Origin of the sequence: Microbacterium sp. SA39 (genome assembly GCF_000967865.1) — a bacterium.
In the GTDB taxonomy this organism is placed as follows: Bacteria; Actinomycetota; Actinomycetes; order Actinomycetales; family Microbacteriaceae; genus Microbacterium.
Genome location: NZ_JXRU01000034.1, coordinates 115,931 through 132,607, shown reverse-complemented (window position 1 = coordinate 132,607; position 16,677 = coordinate 115,931). Strand labels below are relative to the sequence as shown.

The window sequence follows — 16,677 nt, the reverse complement described above, 5'->3', positions numbered from 1 at the left end:
GTTACTTACCACTCTTTCCGGCCTTGCGACGCACGTTCTCGCCGGCGTAGCGCACACCCTTGCCCTTGTACGGCTCGGGCTTGCGGATCTTGCGGATGTTCGCAGCTGCCTCGCCGACAGCCTGCTTGTCGATCCCGCTGACGGTGAGCTTGTTGGTGCCCTCGACCGTGAGCGTGATGCCGGCGGGCGGGTCGATCAGGACCGGGTGCGAGAAGCCGAGGACGAACTCGACCGAGCTGCCCTTCTGCGCCACGCGGTAACCGGTGCCGACGACCTCGAGACCCTTGGTGTAGCCCTGGGTCACGCCGATGATGTTGTTGCTGATGAGCGTGCGGGTCAGGCCGTGAAGCGACCGCGACTCGCGCTCGTCGTCGGGACGGGAGACCAGAACCTGGTTCTCCTCGACCGCGACCTCGATGGGGCTGGCCACCGTGAGGGTGAGTTCACCCTTGGGGCCCTTCACCGCGACCTCGCGGCCGTCGACCGAAACGGTGACGCCCGCAGGCACGTCGATGGGAAGTCGTCCAATACGCGACATGAGGGATTACCACACGTAGGCGAGAACTTCTCCGCCCACGCCCTTCTGCTCAGCCTGACGGTCGGTGAGAAGACCGGAGGAAGTGGACAGGATGGCCACGCCGAGGCCGCCGAGCACCTTGGGGAGCTCCGTCGACTTCGCATACACGCGAAGGCCGGGCTTCGACACGCGCTTGATGCCGGCGATCGACCGCTCGCGGTTCGGGCCGTACTTGAGCGACAGCGTCAGGTTCTTCCCGACGCGGGCGTCAGAGGTCTCCCAGCCGGCGATGTAGCCCTCCTGCTGGAGGATCTCGGCGATGTGCGTCTTGAGCTTGCTCGACGGCAGGGTCACGGAATCGTGGTGCGCCGAGTTCGCGTTGCGCAGACGGGTCAGCAGATCTGCGACCGGGTCTGTCATTGTCATTGTTGTTTTCCTTTGTTCATGAGGTTCCGGCTGCCGTTACACGACAGACGGCCTGCGATGACACGCAATCTTCGATTGTACGTGCAGATCGACGGGCTCAGTGACCAGTGACCACTGAGCCCGTCGATGACTTACGCCTGTACGTCGTCCGACCGGAACGGGAAGCCGAGCTGACGGAGCAGTGCCCGACCCTCGTCATCCGTCTTCGCGGTGGTGACGACGGTGATGTCGAAACCGCGAACCCGATCGATCTTGTCCTGATCGATCTCGTGGAACACGCTCTGCTCCTGGAGACCGAAGGTGTAGTTGCCGTTGCCGTCGAACTGCTTGGGCGACAGACCGCGGAAGTCGCGGATGCGCGGCAGTGCCAGCGACACGAGGCGGTCCACGAACTCCCACGCGCGGTCACCGCGGAGGGTGACGTGCGCGCCGATGGCCTGACCCTCGCGCAGCTTGAACTGCGCGATGGACTTGCGGGCCTTCGTGACGATCGGCTTCTGGCCGGTGATCTTGGTGAGGTCGTCGACCGCGCCATCGATCACCTTGCTGTCGCGAGCTGCCTCGCCGACACCGGTGTTCACGACGACCTTGACCAGGCCGGGGATCTGCATGACGTTCGAGTAGCCGAACTCTTCCTGCAGCGCCTTCTTGATCTCGGCGTTGTACTTCTGCTTCAGGCGCGGCTGGATCTTGCCAGCCGGCGCGGCAGTGTCGGTGCTCATCAGAGGTCCTTACCGCTCTTCTTCGCGAAGCGCACGCGGACGGTGCGCTTGACGCCGTCCTTGGTCTGCTCCTCGACCCGGTGGCCGACCTTGGTCGGCTTCTTGGTCGAGGGGTCGACGAGTGCGACGTTCGAGATGTGGATGGAGGCTTCGACGGTCTCGATGCCACCGGTCTTGGTGCCACGCTGCGTCTGTCCGACGCGCGTGTGCTTGGTGACGTAGTTCACGCCTTCGACGATGACGCGGTTCTTCTCGCCGAGGACTTCCAGGACCTTGCCCTGCTTGCCCCGGTCTCCGCCGCGCTCCTGCGTCGCTCCGGTGATGACCTGAACCAGGTCACCCTTCTTGATCTTCGCCATGACTTAGATAACCTCCGGCGCGAGCGAGACGATCTTCATGAACTTCTTGTCGCGAAGCTCACGACCGACCGGTCCGAAGATACGGGTGCCGCGGGGCTCCCCGTCGTTCTTCAGGATCACAGCGGCGTTCTCGTCGAACTTGATGTACGAGCCGTCGGGACGGCGCGTCTCCTTCTTGGTGCGGACGATGACAGCCTTGACGACGTCACCCTTCTTCACGTTGCCACCGGGGATCGCGTCCTTGACGGTCGCGACGATGGTGTCACCCAGACCTGCGTAACGGCGCTTCGAGCCACCGAGCACGCGGATGGTGAGCAGTTCCTTGGCGCCGGTGTTGTCGGCGACCTTGAGGCGCGATTCCTGCTGGATCACTTGGCCTTCTCCAGAATCTCCACCAGACGCCAGCGCTTCGTGGCGCTGAGCGGGCGGGTCTCGTTGATCAGGACCAGGTCGCCGATGCCGGCGGTGTTCGCCTCATCGTGCGCCTTGACCTTCGAGGTGCGGCGGATGACCTTGCCGTAAAGCGGGTGCTTCACGCGGTCCTCGACCTCGACCACGATGGTCTTGTCCATCTTGTCGCTGACGACGTAGCCGCGACGCGACTTGCGGTAACCGCGAGCTGCGGTGTCGCGCACGTCGTGCTCGGACGACTCGTGTCCAGCGGTCTGCGTCTCCGCAGTCGCTTCCTTCTTGGTGGCCATCACTCAGCCTCTTCCTTCACGGCGTCGTCGGCGGAGTCCGCCTTCTTCGCCTTCGACTTGGTCGCCTTCTTCGCCGGAGCCTCGACCGGAGCGGGCGTCGCACGGATGCCCAGCTCGCGTTCGCGGATCACGGTGTAGAGACGCGCGATGTCGCGCTTGACGGCGCGGATGCGGCCGTGGCTCTCCAGCTGGCCGGTGGCCGACTGGAAACGGAGGTTGAACAGCTCCTCCTTGGCCTTGCGCAGCTCCTCAACGAGGCGCTGGTCTTCGAACGTGTCGAGCTCTGCCGGAGCGAGCTCCTTGGTGCCGATCGCCATTACGCGTCGCCCTCCTCGCGCTTGATGATGCGTGCCTTGAGAGGCAGCTTGTGAATTGCACGGGTCAGTGCCTCGCGAGCGAGTTCCTCGCTCACACCGGCGACCTCGAAGAGGACGCGACCCGGCTTGACGTTGGCGACCCACCACTCGGGGGAACCCTTACCGGAACCCATGCGGGTCTCGGCGGGCTTCTTCGTGAGGGGACGGTCGGGGTAGATGTTGATCCACACCTTGCCGCCACGCTTGATGTGACGCGTCATCGCGATACGAGCGGACTCGATCTGACGGTTGGTCACGTATGCCGGCGTCAGAGCCTGGATACCGTACTCGCCGAAGGAGACCTTCGTGCCGCCGGTGGCCTGACCCGAGCGACCCGGGTGGTGCTGCTTGCGGAACTTGACCTTACGGGGGATGAGCATTATGCCGACGCTCCTTCTGCAACAGGTGCCTCGTTGCGCGGGGCACGGCGGCGGTCGCCACCACGGTCGTCACGACGAGCCTTGGGCGCGTTGGCCTGCTCGCGAGCGAGCTCCTTCGCGGTCAGGTCGCCCTTGTAGATCCAGACCTTCACGCCGATGCGGCCGAAAGTGGTCCGCGCCTCGTAGAAGCCGTAGTCGATGTTCGCGCGAAGCGTGTGCAGCGGCACACGACCCTCGCGGTAGAACTCCGAGCGGCTCATCTCGGCGCCGCCGAGGCGGCCGGCGACCTGGATGCGGATGCCCTTGGCGCCTGCGCGCTGCGCACCCTGCATGCCCTTGCGCATCGCACGACGGAAGGCCACGCGAGCAGAGAGCTGCTCGGCGACGCCCTGTGCGACGAGCTGAGCGTCAGCCTCGGGGTTCTTGACCTCGAGGATGTTCAGCTGGATCTGCTTGCCCGAGAGCTTCTCGAGGTCGCCACGGATGCGCTCTGCCTCGGCTCCACGACGACCGATCACGATGCCCGGACGGGCGGTGTGGATGTCGACGCGGACGCGGTCACGAGTGCGCTCGATCTCGATGTTCGAGACACCGGCGCGGTCGAGCTGCGTCTTGAGCAGGTTGCGGATCTTGATGTCTTCGGCCACGTAGTCGGCGTAACGCTGACCCGGCTTCGTCGAGTCAGAGAACCAACGCGAGACGTGGTCCGTCGTGATGCCGAGGCGGAAGCCGTACGGGTTTACCTTCTGTCCCATTACTTGCTCGCCTTCTTCTTGCTGTCGCCCGTGGCAGCCGGAGCCGCTTCAGGCGTCGAGAGCACGACCGTGATGTGGCTCGTGCGCTTCTTGATCTGGAAAGCGCGACCCTGTGCACGGGGACGGAAACGCTTGAGCGTCGATCCCTCGTCGACGTACGCGTTGGCCACGTACAGGTCCTGCTCGTCGAGGAACTCGCCGTCGCGATCCGCCTTGACCTGCGCGTTGGCCATGGCCGACGCGACAAGCTTGTAGATCGGCTCACTGGCGCTCTGCTGTGCGAACTTCAGGATCGCCAGAGCCTCCTGGGCCTGCTTGCCCTTGATGAGCGCGACGACACGACGAGCCTTCTGAGGGGTCACGCGGATGTGTCGCACGCGTGCGATCGATTCGACCATTAGCGGCGCCGCCCCTTCTTGTCGTCCTTCTCGTGGCCGCGGAAGGTGCGGGTGGGCGCGAACTCGCCCAGCTTGTGACCGACCATGGACTCGGACACGAACACAGGAATGTGCTTGCGACCGTCGTGGACCGCGATCGTGTGACCCAGCATGGCCGGGATGATCATGGACCGGCGAGACCAGGTCTTGATGACGTTCTTGGTACCGGCTTCGTTCTGCACGACCACCTTGCGAAGCAGGTGATCGTCGACGAAGGGGCCCTTCTTAAGACTGCGAGGCATCTTCTCTTACTCCTACTTACGCTTCTTGCCGGCGTTACGACGACGCACGATGTACTTGTCGCTTTCCTTGTTGGCATGACGGGTGCGACCCTCAGCCTGGCCCCAGGGAGTGACGGGGTGACGTCCACCGGACGTCTTGCCCTCACCACCACCGTGGGGGTGGTCGACCGGGTTCATGGCGACACCACGCACGGTCGGGCGGACGCCCTTCCAGCGCATGCGGCCGGCCTTGCCCCAGTTGATGTTCGACTGCTCGGCGTTGCCGACCTCGCCGATGGTCGCGCGGCAGCGCGCATCGACGTTGCGGATCTCGCCCGAGGGGAGACGCAGCTGGGCGTAGGTGCCTTCCTTGGCGACGAGACGGACGGATGCACCGGCCGAACGTGCCATCTTCGCACCGCCGCCGGGGCGGAGCTCGATCGCGTGGATGACGGTACCCGTCGGGATGTTCTTCAGCGGGAGGTTGTTTCCCGGCTTGATGTCCGCCCCGGCACCCGACTCGACGACATCGCCCTGCTTCAGCTTCGCCGGCGCGAGGATGTAGCGCTTCTCGCCGTCGAAGTAGTGCAGCAGCGCGATGCGCGCGGTGCGGTTGGGGTCGTACTCGATGTGAGCGACACGGGCGTCGACGCCGTCCTTGTCATTGCGACGGAAGTCGATGACACGGTACTGGCGCTTGTGTCCACCACCGATGTGACGGGTCGTGATGCGGCCCTGGTTGTTACGACCACCGGTCTTCGAGAGCGGGCGCAGCAGCGACTTCTCCGGCGTCGATCGGGTGATCTCGGCGAAGTCAGCCACCGACGAGCCGCGACGGCCCGGGGTCGTGGGCTTGTACTTGCGAATAGCCATTATTGTCCTTATCCCCCGGATCAGCCGATTGCCGTGAAGATGTCGATGGTGCCCGACTTCAGGGTGACGATGGCGCGCTTGGTGTCCTTGCGCTTGCCGGTGCCGAAGCGGGTGCGGCGAGCCTTGCCGACGCGGTTGAGGGTGTTGACCCCCGCGACCTTGACGCCGAAGATCTTCTCGATGGCGAGCTTGATCTCGGACTTCGAAGCGCGCGGGTCCACGAGGAAGGTGTACTTGCCTTCATCGATGAGTCCGTAGCTCTTCTCGGACACGACCGGCTTCAGGATGATGTCGCGCGGGTCCTTGTTCAGAGCCGTCTGGAGAACAGATGCCTGCTCGCTCATGCGGAGACCTCCTGGTTGGCGCCGGACTTCGAGGCGATGAAGCCCTCGAGCGCGGCCTGGGTGAAGACGATGTCGTCGGAGACGAGCACGTCGTAGGCGTTGAGCTGGTCGAACGTCAGCACGTGCAGGTTCGACAGGTTGCGGATGCTCTTCAGCGTCACGTCGTCGTTGCGCTCGATCACGACGAGCACGTTCTTCGACGACACGACGTTGGTGAGGAAGTTCACCGCGGTCTTGGTCGAAGGCGCACCGTCGATCCCGAAGGACTCGATGGCGTGGATGCGGTCCCCGCGGAAGCGATCGCTGAGTGCACCCAGGAGGGCGGCGGCGATCATCTTCTTGGGGGTGCGCTGCGAGTAGTCGCGCGGCTTCGGGCCGTGGACGACGCCACCACCGGTCATGTGCGGCGCACGGATCGAGCCCTGACGGGCGTTACCCGTGCCCTTCTGCTTGAACGGCTTGCGGCCGGCACCCGAGACCTCACCGCGACGCTTGGTCGAGTGCGTTCCCTGGCGAGCTGCCGCGAGCTGCGCGACGACGACCTGGTGGATGAGCGGGATGTTCGTCTTGACGTCGAACAGCGCGGCGGGAAGCTCGATGGAGCTTGCCTTCTTGCCGTCTGCCTTGAGGACGTCGAGCGCGAGAGTGGAGTCAGCCATGATCAGGCACCCTTCACTGCGTTGCGGACGTAGACGATGCGGCCACGAGCACCGGGGACCGCGCCCTTGACGAGCAGCAGACCCTTCTCGATGTCGATGGCGTGCACCGTGAGGTTGAGGACGGTCACGCGCTCGCCACCCATACGGCCGGCCATGCGCATGCCCTTGAAGACGCGGCTCGGAGTCGACGATGCGCCGATGGAGCCGGGCTTGCGGTGGTTGCGGTGCGAACCGTGGGATGCCGAGACGCCCTTGAAGTTGTGGCGCTTCATGACACCCGCGGTGCCCTTGCCCTTGCTCGTGCCGACGACGTCGACGAGCTGGCCGGCTTCGAACGTGCCGTCGACCGTGAGTTCCTGACCGAGCGTGTACTCGGCGGCATCCGCGGTGCGGATCTCGGTGACGTGACGGCGCGGCGTGACGCCGGCCGCTTCGAAGTGAGCCGTGAGGGGCTTGTTCACCTTGCGCGGGTCGATCTGGCCGTACGCGATCTGGACGGCGTTGTAGCCGTCCTTCTCGGGCGTGCGAACCTGCGTGACCACGTTGGGTGCGAGTTCGATGACGGTGACGGGAACGAGCTTGCCGCTCTCGTTCCAGACCTGGGTCATGCCGAGCTTCGTGCCCAGCATGCCCTTGGAAACCTTGGAGTTGATGTCAACCATGCCGGACCTCAGAGCTTGATCTCGATGTTGACATCGGCCGGGAGGTCGAGACGCATCAGCGAGTCGACAGCCTTGGGCGTCGGGTCGACGATGTCGATCAGACGCTTGTGGGTGCGCATCTCGAAGTGCTCGCGGCTGTCCTTGTACTTGTGCGGCGACCGGATGACGCACACGACGTTCTTCTCGGTCGGAAGGGGCACGGGACCGACGACGGTCGCGCCCGCACGGGTCACGGTGTCCACGATCTTGCGTGCGGACGTGTCGATGACCTCGTGGTCATACGACTTCAGGCGAATGCGGATCTTCTGTCCCGCCATTGTCTGCTCTCTCTCTTTAAGCGTCTTACCGTCCTGGGCCGGGTGACCCTGGGGCATTGGACGCACGTCGGCGCTGTTCGCGCCTCGGCACTCGAACGGCTCTCGCGAGTCGATCTGCTGCACCACTGTTCTTGTGTCAGCCGCGTGTCTTCCGACATGCGGATGCCGACCTCCGCCGCGCACGGCGAACCTCCTCGGAAGAAGGTGTCGGGGATTGCTCTGCTACCCGCGGCCTAGAACCCTGCACCATCCCGGAGGAGGCACCGTCTATGCACTGCCCTGGCAGTGATCCATCGCACGCACAGCGGCGACGGAATATCGAACCTGTCTATTCTGCCACGGCTGATTTCACTTCTGCAAACCCGGGCGTGTCGCGCCGTGCCGGCCGGACTCGAAACGAGCCCGATCCGGGTCAGATCGCAGAGGAGAGCGGGGCGAGGCATCCCCATGCCTCGCCCCGCTTGGGGAGGACGTTCAGTGCGAGGGGGCACACCGAACGCGAGGATACCGGCGTGAAGGGACGCCGGGATCCTCGATCGAGGGCGCGACGGAAGACCCGCCGCGCAGGCAGGGAGACGCTCAGGCGCACAGAGTGCGCGCGTCGTACGATGATCCCCAAAATCGTTTATCCCCAGATTGTTCGCGGAAACCGCGAATTTCGGGAGCCGAACCCCTTCGGCTGCCCCGACCGCAAGATCCCCAGGCGGTCTCGAATATCATACGTGTTCCCGAGCTCCTTCGCGAGTCCGCAGAGCCCGGAATACTGGTCGGAAACACGGAAACGGCGTTCCACGCGAGGTGGAACGCCGTTTCACAACGGGAGCGAGCGCTACTCGTTGCCGACGGACTTGTCGGCGCTCTCGCGGATCTCGTCGATCTTGTCGGCTGCGCCGGGCGCGATCTTCTTGGCGAAGTCCGCGACACCGTCGAGAACTCTGTCGCTGATGTCCTCCGCCTGCTCGCTCTTGACGGCCTCGGCGATCTTGTCCTTGTTCTGCTCGTACAGGTCTCTGCCCTTGTTGACGGCGTCATCGATGGCCATGGTTCCCCTTCTCAGGTGTGAGCTGTCGACCCGGTGAGGATCGACAACATCATTGTGCATGCCTCTTCCGGCAAACGGAACCCTCGCGTCGCGCGGCGACGACAAAGGGGCCGGACCCGAAGGCCCGACCCCTGTGCGAGGAAGCAGATGCTTACTTGATGATCTTCGTGACCGTACCGGCGCCGACGGTGCGTCCACCCTCACGGATGGCGAAGCCGAGGCCCTCCTCCATGGCGATCGGCTGGATCAGCTCGACCGTCACGTCGGTGGTGTCGCCGGGCATGACCATCTCGGTGCCCTCAGGCAGCGTGATGACGCCGGTGACGTCGGTGGTGCGGAAGTAGAACTGCGGGCGGTAGTTCGTGTAGAAGGGGTTGTGACGCCCACCCTCGTCCTTGGACAGGATGTACGCGGTGCCCGCGAAGTCGGTGTGCGGCGTGACCGAACCCGGCTTGACGATGACCTGACCGCGCTCGACGTCTTCACGCTTCGTACCACGGAGCAGGAGACCACAGTTCTCGCCGGCCCAGGCCTCGTCGAGCTGCTTGTGGAACATCTCGATACCCGTGACCGTGGTCTTGACGGTCGGACGGAGTCCGACGATCTCGACCTCGGAGTTGATGGCCAGGGTGCCACGCTCGGCGCGACCCGTGACGACGGTGCCACGACCGGTGATCGTGAAGACGTCCTCGACGGGCATCAGGAACGGCTTGTCCTTGTCGCGCACGGGGTCCGGAACGTGCTCGTCGACGGCCTCCATGAGGTCGAGGATGGACTGGGTCCACTTCTCGTCACCCTCGAGTGCCTTGAGAGCGGAGACGCGAACGACAGGGGCGTCCTCGGCGAAGCCCTGCGAGGCGAGCAGCTCGGAGACCTCGAGCTCGACGAGCTCCAGGATCTCCTCGTCGTCGACCATGTCGGCCTTGTTCAGCGCGACCAGCAGGTACGGCACGCCGACCTGCTTGGCGAGCAGCACGTGCTCGCGCGTCTGAGCCATCGGGCCGTCGGTGGCGGCGACCACGAGGATCGCGCCGTCCATCTGAGCCGCACCGGTGATCATGTTCTTGACGTAGTCGGCGTGGCCGGGGGCGTCAACGTGCGCGTAGTGGCGCTTCGGGGTCTCGTACTCGATGTGCGAGATGTTGATGGTGATACCACGCTGGCGCTCTTCCGGCGCCGAGTCGATGGAAGCGAAGTCGCGCTGCACGTTGGTGTCAGACGGGAACTTGTCAGCAAGCACCTTCGAGATCGCTGCGGAGAGCGTGGTCTTGCCGTGGTCAACGTGACCGATGGTTCCGATGTTGACGTGCGGCTTGGTCCGCTCGAACTTGGCCTTAGCCACTGGGTCCTCCTCAGGACGTCATGTAGAGGGTGCCGGGCACTGGTTTGCGACCGGTTCTCTACGGGTGTGAATCTCAGTTTAGTAGAGAGGGAATGTGAAGTTGTAGGAGTCCTGGGAGCCGGGTCGGAACCCGGCTCCCAGAAAGGTCGTTACTCGCCGCCCTGGTGCTTCTGGACGATCTCGTCGGCCACGTTGCGGGGAACCTCAGCGTAGCTGTTGAACTCCATCGAGTAGACCGCGCGACCCGAGGTCTTCGAGCGCAGGTCACCGATGTAGCCGAACATCTCGGACAGCGGGACGTGCGCACGGACGACCTTGACGCCGGCGGCATCCTCCATCGACTGGATCTGACCGCGACGCGAGTTCAGGTCGCCGATGACGTCGCCCATGTACTCCTCGGGCGTGCGCACCTCGACGGCCATCAGCGGCTCGAGGAGCACGGGGCTCGCCCGACGGAGAGCCTCCTTCATACCCATCGATCCGGCGATCTTGAACGCCATCTCCGAGGAGTCGACGTCGTGCGCAGCACCATCGACGATGGTCGCCTTGACGCCGACGATCGGGTAGCCCGCGAGGACTCCGACGTTCATGGAGTCCTGGAAACCGGCATCGATCGAGCCGATGTACTCACGAGGGATGCGACCACCGGTGACGGCGTTCACGAACTCGTAGGTCTTCTCGTCGTCCAGATCGAGCGGCTCGATGTTGAACTGGATCTTGGCGAACTGGCCCGATCCACCCGTCTGCTTCTTGTGGGTGTAGTCGTGCTTCTCGACGGTCTTGCGGATCGTCTCGCGGTAGGCCACCTGGGGCTTTCCGACGTTCGCCTCGACGTTGAACTCGCGCTTCATGCGATCGACGAGGATGTCGAGGTGCAGTTCGCCCATGCCCTTGATGGTCGTCTGACCGGTCTCGGGGTTGAGCTCCGTGCGGAAGGTCGGGTCCTCTTCAGCGAGCTTCTGGATGGCGACACCCAGCTTCTCCTGGTCGGCCTTGGTCTTCGGCTCGATGGCGACCTCGATGACGGGCTCAGGGAACGTCATCGACTCGAGGACGACCGGGTGCGCCGGGTCGGTCAGGGTGTCACCGGTGGTGGTGTCCTTCAGACCGATGACAGCGTAGATGTTGCCGGCGGTGACCGAGGGAACCGGGATCTCCTTGTTGGCGTGCATCTGGAAGATCTTCCCGATGCGCTCCTTCTTGCCCTTGGTCGAGTTGATGACCGCGGAACCGGAGTCGAGGTGACCCGAGTACACGCGGACGTAGGTGAGGCGACCGAAGAACGGGTGCACGGCGACCTTGAACGCCAGGGCCGCGAACGGGTCCTTGGCGTCGGGGTGACGCTCGATGATCGTGTCGTAGTCCTTGGGGTCGTGCGCCTGGATCGATCCCACGTCGAGCGGGTTCGGCAGGTAGTCGACGACCGCGTCGAGCATCGGCTGGACGCCGCGGTTCTTGAACGCGGAGCCGCAGAGGACCGGGTAGATCTCGGAGGCGACGGTGAGCTTGCGGATCGCGCCCTTGATCTCGGCGACCGTGAGCTCCTCGCCACCGAAGAACTTCTCGAGCAGCGCGTCATCGGTCTCGGCGACGGTCTCGAGGAGCTGCTGACGGTACTCGTCCGCCTTCTCCTTGAGGTCAGCCGGGATCTCCTGGATCTCGTACGAGGCTCCCATGGTGACGTCACCCTTGGAGTCACCCGCCCAGACCAGCGCGCGCATCTCGACCAGGTCGACGACGCCGATGAAGTCGTTCTCCGCGCCGATGGGCAGCTGGATGACCAGCGGCTTCGCACCGAGGCGGTTGATGATCGTGTCGACCGTGAAGTAGAAGTCGGCACCGAGCTTGTCCATCTTGTTGACGAAGCAGATGCGCGGGACGTTGTACTTGTCGGCCTGACGCCACACGGTCTCGGACTGGGGCTCGACGCCCTCCTTGCCGTCGAAGACGGCGACGGCACCGTCGAGGACGCGGAGCGAGCGCTCCACCTCGACCGTGAAGTCCACGTGACCGGGGGTGTCGATGATGTTGATCTGGTTCTTGTCCCAGTAGCAGGTCACGGCGGCAGACGTGATCGTGATGCCGCGCTCCTTCTCCTGTTCCATCCAGTCGGTGGTCGAGGCGCCATCGTGCGTCTCGCCGAGCTTGTGGTTGACGCCCGTGTAGAACAGGATGCGCTCTGTCGTCGTCGTCTTGCCGGCATCGATGTGCGCCATGATGCCGATGTTGCGGACCTTGCTCAGGTCGGTGAGCACGTCTTGTGCCACAGGAGTGTCCTTATCTTTTCGTGCAGGGGTACTGCGCGGAGGGGGTGCCCGCTCCCGGCGTGCAGCCGGGAGCGGGCGAAGTGTTTACCAGCGGTAGTGAGCGAACGCGCGGTTCGACTCGGCCATCTTGTGAGTGTCTTCACGGCGCTTGACCGCGGCACCCAGGCCGTTCGACGCGTCCAGGATCTCGTTCTGCAGACGCTCGGTCATCGTCTTCTCACGACGACCCTTGGCGTAGCTCACGAGCCAGCGCAGCGCGAGGGTGTTCGCACGGTGCGGCTTGACCTCGATCGGAACCTGGTAGGTCGAGCCACCGACGCGGCGGCTGCGGACCTCGAGGGTGGGGCGCACGTTGTCGAGCGCCTTCTTGAGGGTGGCGACGGCGTCCTGGCCGCCGTTCTTCGCCTCGACGCCGCGGAGGGCGCCGTAGACGATCGACTCGGCGATCGACTTCTTGCCGTCGACGAGGATCTTGTTCACCAGCGAGGTGACGATCGGAGCGCCGTATACCGGGTCGTTGACGACGGGGCGCTTGGGGGCTGGACCCTTACGAGGCATTTAACTCAACCCTTCTTCGCGCCGTAGCGGGAACGAGCCTGCTTACGGTTCTTGACGGCCTGGGTGTCCAGGGCGCCGCGGACGATCTTGTAACGCACACCGGGGAGGTCCTTCACACGACCGCCACGGACGAGCACCAGGGAGTGCTCCTGGAGGTTGTGACCCTCGCCGGGGATGTACGCGGTGACCTCGGCGCCGTTGCGCAGCTTCACACGAGCGACCTTGCGCATCGCCGAGTTCGGCTTCTTCGGGGTGGTGGTGTAGACGCGGGTGCAGACCCCGGCCTGCTGCGGGTTCGACTTCAGGGCAGGCGTCTTGGTCTTGGTGACCTTCGGCGAGCGACCCTTGCGAACCAACTGCTGAATGGTTGGCACGTTCTCTCCTCATAGTGCTGCACGGTGACAGCGTGATGGATTTCACATCATGCCCCACCGGCACGCCGGAATCGGCGGGCTTTGTGGTGTGGTGGGTATGCCGTGGAGGCGGACCGGCAAGGTGCCGACGCCCAGCGCGCACGTCAAGACGTGCACACACCTGATCAAGTGTAATGCCGCGTAACCTGGCGGTCAAATGAGCGGGCGGCTGCGCCTACGCGGCATCCGGATCGAAAGGCGAGTCCAGAGACTGGGTCAGCTCGGCGAGCAGGGCCTCGATCTGCGGCTCGACGTGCTGAGAGATCGCCGCCTGGATGTGCAGACGGTGCCGCAGGAGGATGCCGCAGATCTCTCGTCCCACCATATTGGCGTACTCGTCGGCGAGAGCGACCTCCTGGCGCAGCGCGATCTTCGCCTCCTCCGTCAGCGGCGGGAGCGGCGGGAGCTGATCGGCAGCGTCATCGGCGAGCCCCGCGATCGTGAAGAGGAACGGGGCTCCCGGCACCGGTTCCGGATCGAGCGGCAGGCCGTCGAACTCGGGGTCGAGGTCTTCCGTCGGCCGATAGCTGCGAGCACGGTTCCTGGCGGCCTGGTCGTCGAGCTCGCGCTGCAGCATCGGCAGATTGCGTGCCGTGTAGTAGGCCACCGCATGGTCGACGATGGTCTTCATCCGGGTGGAGAGGCCGTGCTGCACACCGTGGGGCGTGTTGGCTCCGATCCCTGCCGCCGACAGGATGGGCGACCCGAGGCACCGACGGCACGGCGCGACGCGACCGCGATGAGTCGCCGGCTCCCAGCGCGGCACCCAGCGCAGCCAGGCCTCGACGGCCTGGTCCACCTGCGTCTCCAACGAGCGCTCCACTCCACCAGCGTACGGCGCGTCGCGCCTGGCGGTCGCGATTTCCCGCGCCTCGGCGGGGCGTCACTCGTCGTCTTCCGACTCCCAGCGCCATCGCGGTCTTGCCGCGCGCGTACGACGGAGTGCGATCCCTCCCCATGCCGCGATCGCGGCCGCGAGCAGCAGAACGGCGCTGGCACCTCCGCGCACGAGATCCCCGGCCACCGCCGTGGCGATGACGATACTGCCGGAGCCGGAGAGGACGGCGACCCAGACTCCCGTGAGGTGGGCGAGCCCTGCGACGAGGGAGATAGAGATGGTCGCGAAGAACGACGGCTGCTGTCGGCGAAGCGCCGACAGCAGCATGAGCGCGAAGCCCACGACCGCGGAGATCATTCCGATGATGCCGGGCACCGGACCGAGACCCGGTACCGCGATGATTTCGGCATCCGTGAGCAGACTCACCGCGCCCAGCCCGAACACGGCGAGTGCGAAGAATCCCACGGTCGCGAAGACCAGCGCCAGGACGGCCGAAACCCCCGCGGGCTCGGGCTCGCGGGGGTTCGGCGTCGTGGCGTTCGTGATTACCTCGCGAGCGTGGGACCGGCTTCGAGGGTGCGCTCGTACTCGCGCTGCGCCTCGGCGTTGAGCTCGGTCTTCCTGGCCCCGCTGCGTGCGACCCACGCGCCGAACCAGATCGTCAGCTCGCGCCCGAAGACGAAGGCGGCGATGGCGAGCGGCTGGAAGAGCTGCGACCCGGCCAACTCGAGACCTTCGGAGGCGGTGAGCATCCAGAACGGGGCTTCGAACAGCTGGCCCAGGATGTGGCCGGTGTAGGCGAAGAGCCCGACGAGGATGCCGAAGACCACCCACAGCCCCCAGCGGCCGCGGTTGATCACGGCGCCGAGCAGCCAGAAGCCCAGGAAGAAGACCACGACCGGCGTCCAGAAGCCCCAGGTGAGCAGCGGTGCGACGAGAGCATCTCCGATGTTCTCCCCCGTGACCTCGCCGGCTGCCGCGCGGATGCCGATCGTGGCGGCCAGGTAGAGGAGGGCGAAGACGACGGTCGCCAGCAGACCGATGGCACCCGCGGTACCGCGGTTGCCACGGTCCCGCGGCGGTTCGGGTGCCTGCACGAAGATCGGCTGCGGAGCCTGAGCGGCAGAGGCGACCAGAGGTTCGGACGGGACGATGCGCGTCTCGACCTGGTCGGCGTGCGGAGCGTATGCGGCATCCGCGACCCGCTCCTCGCGGTCATATGAGCCGGTGCGGTCGAACGAGTCCGCGCGGTCCGACGAATCCGTGCGGTCGTAGGAGGACGTGGCTGTGTCGTCGCGCGGGACCGGGGCGACGAACGCGGGAGTCGCATCAGCATCGTCACGTCCGTACGTGCGCTCAGACGCGGGCGTCGTCTGGGTTGCCGCGGGTGACGAGAACAGGCCGGGGTGGTCGCGTTCCGCCTCTTCGAAGGCGGCGAGGTCGGGATCGACGGGCTTGCTCTCAGGGGTCGTGTTCTCCGACCCCTGGACCGGCGCTCCGGGGACATCGGCGCCGGCGGCCGCCGCGTCGTCGAGACTGGCGTTGGCGCTGCCGACCACGTCGTCGACGTTCGCCGGCTTGTCGGTCTTGTGAACCTCAGGATCGCTCATGCGGTGCGCCTCTCATCGGATGTGTGCTCTGCGAGGTTACCGCCGCCCGCGCAGCCGCCCCTGGAGGCGTGCCGACGTGTCGCCATTCGGCAGCTCACGGGGCGCGAGGCACAGGCTTCAGGGCAATGAGCTGCGGAGGGCATCGCCGGCGAATTCGGCCAGGACCGGAAGAATCGGCAGCGAGAGCCACAGCAGGGCGGCGATGATGCCCGCGCAGATCACGCCGGCCACCCAGCTCATAGCGAGGTTGCGTCCGCCGACCCGTGCCATGCCTCCACGGTACGACCGCGGAGGCCGGCACGACCGCCGCAACGCCGAGCAGCACAGTCGATAGACTCCCTTCATGGCTGACAGTTCCTTTGACATCGTCTCGAAAGTGGATCACCAGGAGGCCGAGAACGCTCTCAACCAGGCCCGCAAGGAGATCGAGCAGCGCTACGACTTCAAGGGCGCCGGCGCGTCCATCGCGTGGAGCGGCGAGCAGATCCTCATCATCGCCGGCACCGAGGAGCGAGCGAAGGCCGTGCTCGACGTGTTCCAGACCAAGCTCATCAAGCGCGGGATCTCCCTCAAGAGCCTCGAATCCGGCGAGCCGTTCGCCAGCGGCAAGGAGTTCCGCATCGTCTCCACTCTCAAGGACGGCATCTCCTCGGAGAACGCTAAGAAGATCGGCAAGATCATTCGCGACGAGGGCCCGAAGGGCGTCAAGAGCCAGATCCAGGGCGACGAGCTTCGCGTGCAGTCGAAGAGTCGCGACGACCTCCAGGCCGTGATCACCTTGCTCAAGGGCTCCGACCTCGACGTCGATCTGCAGTTCATCAACTACCGGTAGAGCTCCGACTCGCCCGCCCGTTTCGCGACGGCGGCTCTGGCCCGCC

At 65.3% G+C, this 16,677-nt stretch carries 26 protein-coding genes; 1 reads left to right on the top strand and 25 read right to left on the bottom strand.

The window, feature by feature from the left end; all coding sequences use genetic code 11:
* Position 1: 1 nt before the first annotated feature.
* The 25 genes from rplF to RS85_RS19710 form a co-directional block, all read right to left on the bottom strand.
* Positions 2-538, bottom strand: coding sequence for a 50S ribosomal protein L6 (gene rplF, locus RS85_RS10595; RefSeq protein ID WP_046013415.1), 537 nt, complete (start codon positions 536-538; stop codon positions 2-4).
* Between the two features lie 6 nt (positions 539-544).
* Entirely contained in the window at positions 545-943 is a 399-nt protein-coding gene (gene rpsH, locus RS85_RS10590; RefSeq protein WP_046013414.1) for a 30S ribosomal protein S8, read from the bottom strand.
* 131 nt (positions 944-1,074) lie between these two features.
* On the bottom strand, positions 1,075-1,665 hold the full coding sequence (rplE, locus tag RS85_RS10585; protein WP_046013413.1) for a 50S ribosomal protein L5: 591 nt from the start codon (positions 1,663-1,665) through the stop codon (positions 1,075-1,077).
* Positions 1,665-2,024 (bottom strand): 50S ribosomal protein L24, encoded by a 360-nt coding sequence (gene rplX, locus RS85_RS10580; protein ID WP_046013412.1) that lies wholly within the window; start codon positions 2,022-2,024, stop codon positions 1,665-1,667. The genes rplE and rplX overlap by 1 nt, the downstream gene beginning before the upstream one ends.
* A 3-nt stretch (positions 2,025-2,027) precedes the next feature.
* Positions 2,028-2,396 carry a 50S ribosomal protein L14 gene (gene rplN, locus RS85_RS10575; protein ID WP_045278746.1) on the bottom strand — a complete coding sequence of 123 codons (369 nt, stop codon included), beginning with the start codon at positions 2,394-2,396 and terminating at the stop codon, positions 2,028-2,030.
* Positions 2,393-2,725, bottom strand: coding sequence for a 30S ribosomal protein S17 (gene rpsQ, locus RS85_RS20140; RefSeq protein ID WP_052703527.1), 333 nt, complete (start codon positions 2,723-2,725; stop codon positions 2,393-2,395). Before rpsQ ends, rplN begins: the two co-directional genes overlap by 4 nt.
* Positions 2,725-3,042, bottom strand: a complete 318-nt coding sequence (gene rpmC, locus RS85_RS20020) for a 50S ribosomal protein L29 (RefSeq protein ID WP_017829202.1) — start codon at positions 3,040-3,042, stop codon at positions 2,725-2,727. Before rpmC ends, rpsQ begins: the two co-directional genes overlap by 1 nt.
* Entirely contained in the window at positions 3,042-3,461 is a 420-nt protein-coding gene (gene rplP, locus RS85_RS10560) for a 50S ribosomal protein L16 (RefSeq protein ID WP_046013411.1), read from the bottom strand. Before rplP ends, rpmC begins: the two co-directional genes overlap by 1 nt.
* Positions 3,461-4,216, bottom strand: a complete 756-nt coding sequence (rpsC, locus tag RS85_RS10555; RefSeq protein ID WP_046013410.1) for a 30S ribosomal protein S3 — start codon at positions 4,214-4,216, stop codon at positions 3,461-3,463. Before rpsC ends, rplP begins: the two co-directional genes overlap by 1 nt.
* Positions 4,216-4,614 (bottom strand): 50S ribosomal protein L22, encoded by a 399-nt coding sequence (gene rplV / locus RS85_RS10550; protein WP_046013409.1) that lies wholly within the window; start codon positions 4,612-4,614, stop codon positions 4,216-4,218. Before rplV ends, rpsC begins: the two co-directional genes overlap by 1 nt.
* Entirely contained in the window at positions 4,614-4,895 is a 282-nt protein-coding gene (gene rpsS, locus RS85_RS10545; RefSeq protein WP_046013408.1) for a 30S ribosomal protein S19, read from the bottom strand. Before rpsS ends, rplV begins: the two co-directional genes overlap by 1 nt.
* Before the next feature lie 12 nt (positions 4,896-4,907).
* The gene (rplB, locus tag RS85_RS10540; protein WP_046013407.1) at positions 4,908-5,747 is read right to left on the bottom strand and encodes a 50S ribosomal protein L2; all 840 of its coding nucleotides are present in this window, start codon (positions 5,745-5,747) and stop codon (positions 4,908-4,910) included.
* Positions 5,748-5,767: 20 nt separating this feature from the next.
* Positions 5,768-6,091, bottom strand: coding sequence for a 50S ribosomal protein L23 (rplW, locus tag RS85_RS10535; RefSeq protein ID WP_046013406.1), 324 nt, complete (start codon positions 6,089-6,091; stop codon positions 5,768-5,770).
* The gene (gene rplD / locus RS85_RS10530; protein WP_046013405.1) at positions 6,088-6,750 is read right to left on the bottom strand and encodes a 50S ribosomal protein L4; all 663 of its coding nucleotides are present in this window, start codon (positions 6,748-6,750) and stop codon (positions 6,088-6,090) included. Before rplD ends, rplW begins: the two co-directional genes overlap by 4 nt.
* 2 nt (positions 6,751-6,752) lie before the next feature.
* Positions 6,753-7,412 (bottom strand): 50S ribosomal protein L3, encoded by a 660-nt coding sequence (gene rplC, locus RS85_RS10525; protein WP_046013404.1) that lies wholly within the window; start codon positions 7,410-7,412, stop codon positions 6,753-6,755.
* An 8-nt stretch (positions 7,413-7,420) separates the two neighbouring features.
* On the bottom strand, positions 7,421-7,729 hold the full coding sequence (rpsJ, locus tag RS85_RS10520) for a 30S ribosomal protein S10 (protein WP_017201594.1): 309 nt from the start codon (positions 7,727-7,729) through the stop codon (positions 7,421-7,423).
* Between the two features lie 829 nt (positions 7,730-8,558).
* Positions 8,559-8,771 carry a hypothetical protein gene (locus RS85_RS10515; RefSeq protein ID WP_046013403.1) on the bottom strand — a complete coding sequence of 71 codons (213 nt, stop codon included), beginning with the start codon at positions 8,769-8,771 and terminating at the stop codon, positions 8,559-8,561.
* A 151-nt stretch (positions 8,772-8,922) separates the two neighbouring features.
* Positions 8,923-10,113: an elongation factor Tu gene (gene tuf / locus RS85_RS10510; RefSeq protein ID WP_046013402.1), complete on the bottom strand. Its 1,191-nt coding sequence runs from the start codon at positions 10,111-10,113 to the stop codon at positions 8,923-8,925.
* Positions 10,114-10,262: 149 nt separating this feature from the next.
* The gene (gene fusA, locus RS85_RS10505; RefSeq protein WP_046013401.1) at positions 10,263-12,380 is read right to left on the bottom strand and encodes an elongation factor G; all 2,118 of its coding nucleotides are present in this window, start codon (positions 12,378-12,380) and stop codon (positions 10,263-10,265) included.
* Positions 12,381-12,464: 84 nt separating this feature from the next.
* Positions 12,465-12,938: a 30S ribosomal protein S7 gene (gene rpsG / locus RS85_RS10500; protein ID WP_045278757.1), complete on the bottom strand. Its 474-nt coding sequence runs from the start codon at positions 12,936-12,938 to the stop codon at positions 12,465-12,467.
* A 5-nt stretch (positions 12,939-12,943) separates the two neighbouring features.
* Entirely contained in the window at positions 12,944-13,312 is a 369-nt protein-coding gene (gene rpsL / locus RS85_RS10495) for a 30S ribosomal protein S12 (protein ID WP_046013400.1), read from the bottom strand.
* A gap of 214 nt (positions 13,313-13,526) precedes the next feature.
* A complete protein-coding gene (locus RS85_RS10490; RefSeq protein ID WP_046013399.1) occupies positions 13,527-14,174 on the bottom strand; it encodes a hypothetical protein in 648 nt (215 codons plus the stop codon).
* 60 nt (positions 14,175-14,234) lie between these two features.
* A complete protein-coding gene (locus tag RS85_RS10485; protein WP_235282411.1) occupies positions 14,235-14,654 on the bottom strand; it encodes a hypothetical protein in 420 nt (139 codons plus the stop codon).
* An 80-nt stretch (positions 14,655-14,734) separates the two neighbouring features.
* Complete coding sequence (locus tag RS85_RS10480) at positions 14,735-15,799, bottom strand: ABC transporter (protein WP_046013398.1); 1,065 nt, start codon at positions 15,797-15,799, stop codon at positions 14,735-14,737.
* Positions 15,800-15,916: 117 nt separating this feature from the next.
* Positions 15,917-16,069, bottom strand: a complete 153-nt coding sequence (locus RS85_RS19710; RefSeq protein WP_160298622.1) for a hypothetical protein — start codon at positions 16,067-16,069, stop codon at positions 15,917-15,919.
* 73 nt (positions 16,070-16,142) lie between these two features.
* On the opposite strand from RS85_RS19710, the gene RS85_RS10475 reads away from it, so the two are divergent.
* On the top strand, positions 16,143-16,631 hold the full coding sequence (locus RS85_RS10475) for a YajQ family cyclic di-GMP-binding protein (protein ID WP_046013397.1): 489 nt from the start codon (positions 16,143-16,145) through the stop codon (positions 16,629-16,631).
* Positions 16,632-16,677 lie beyond the last annotated feature (46 nt).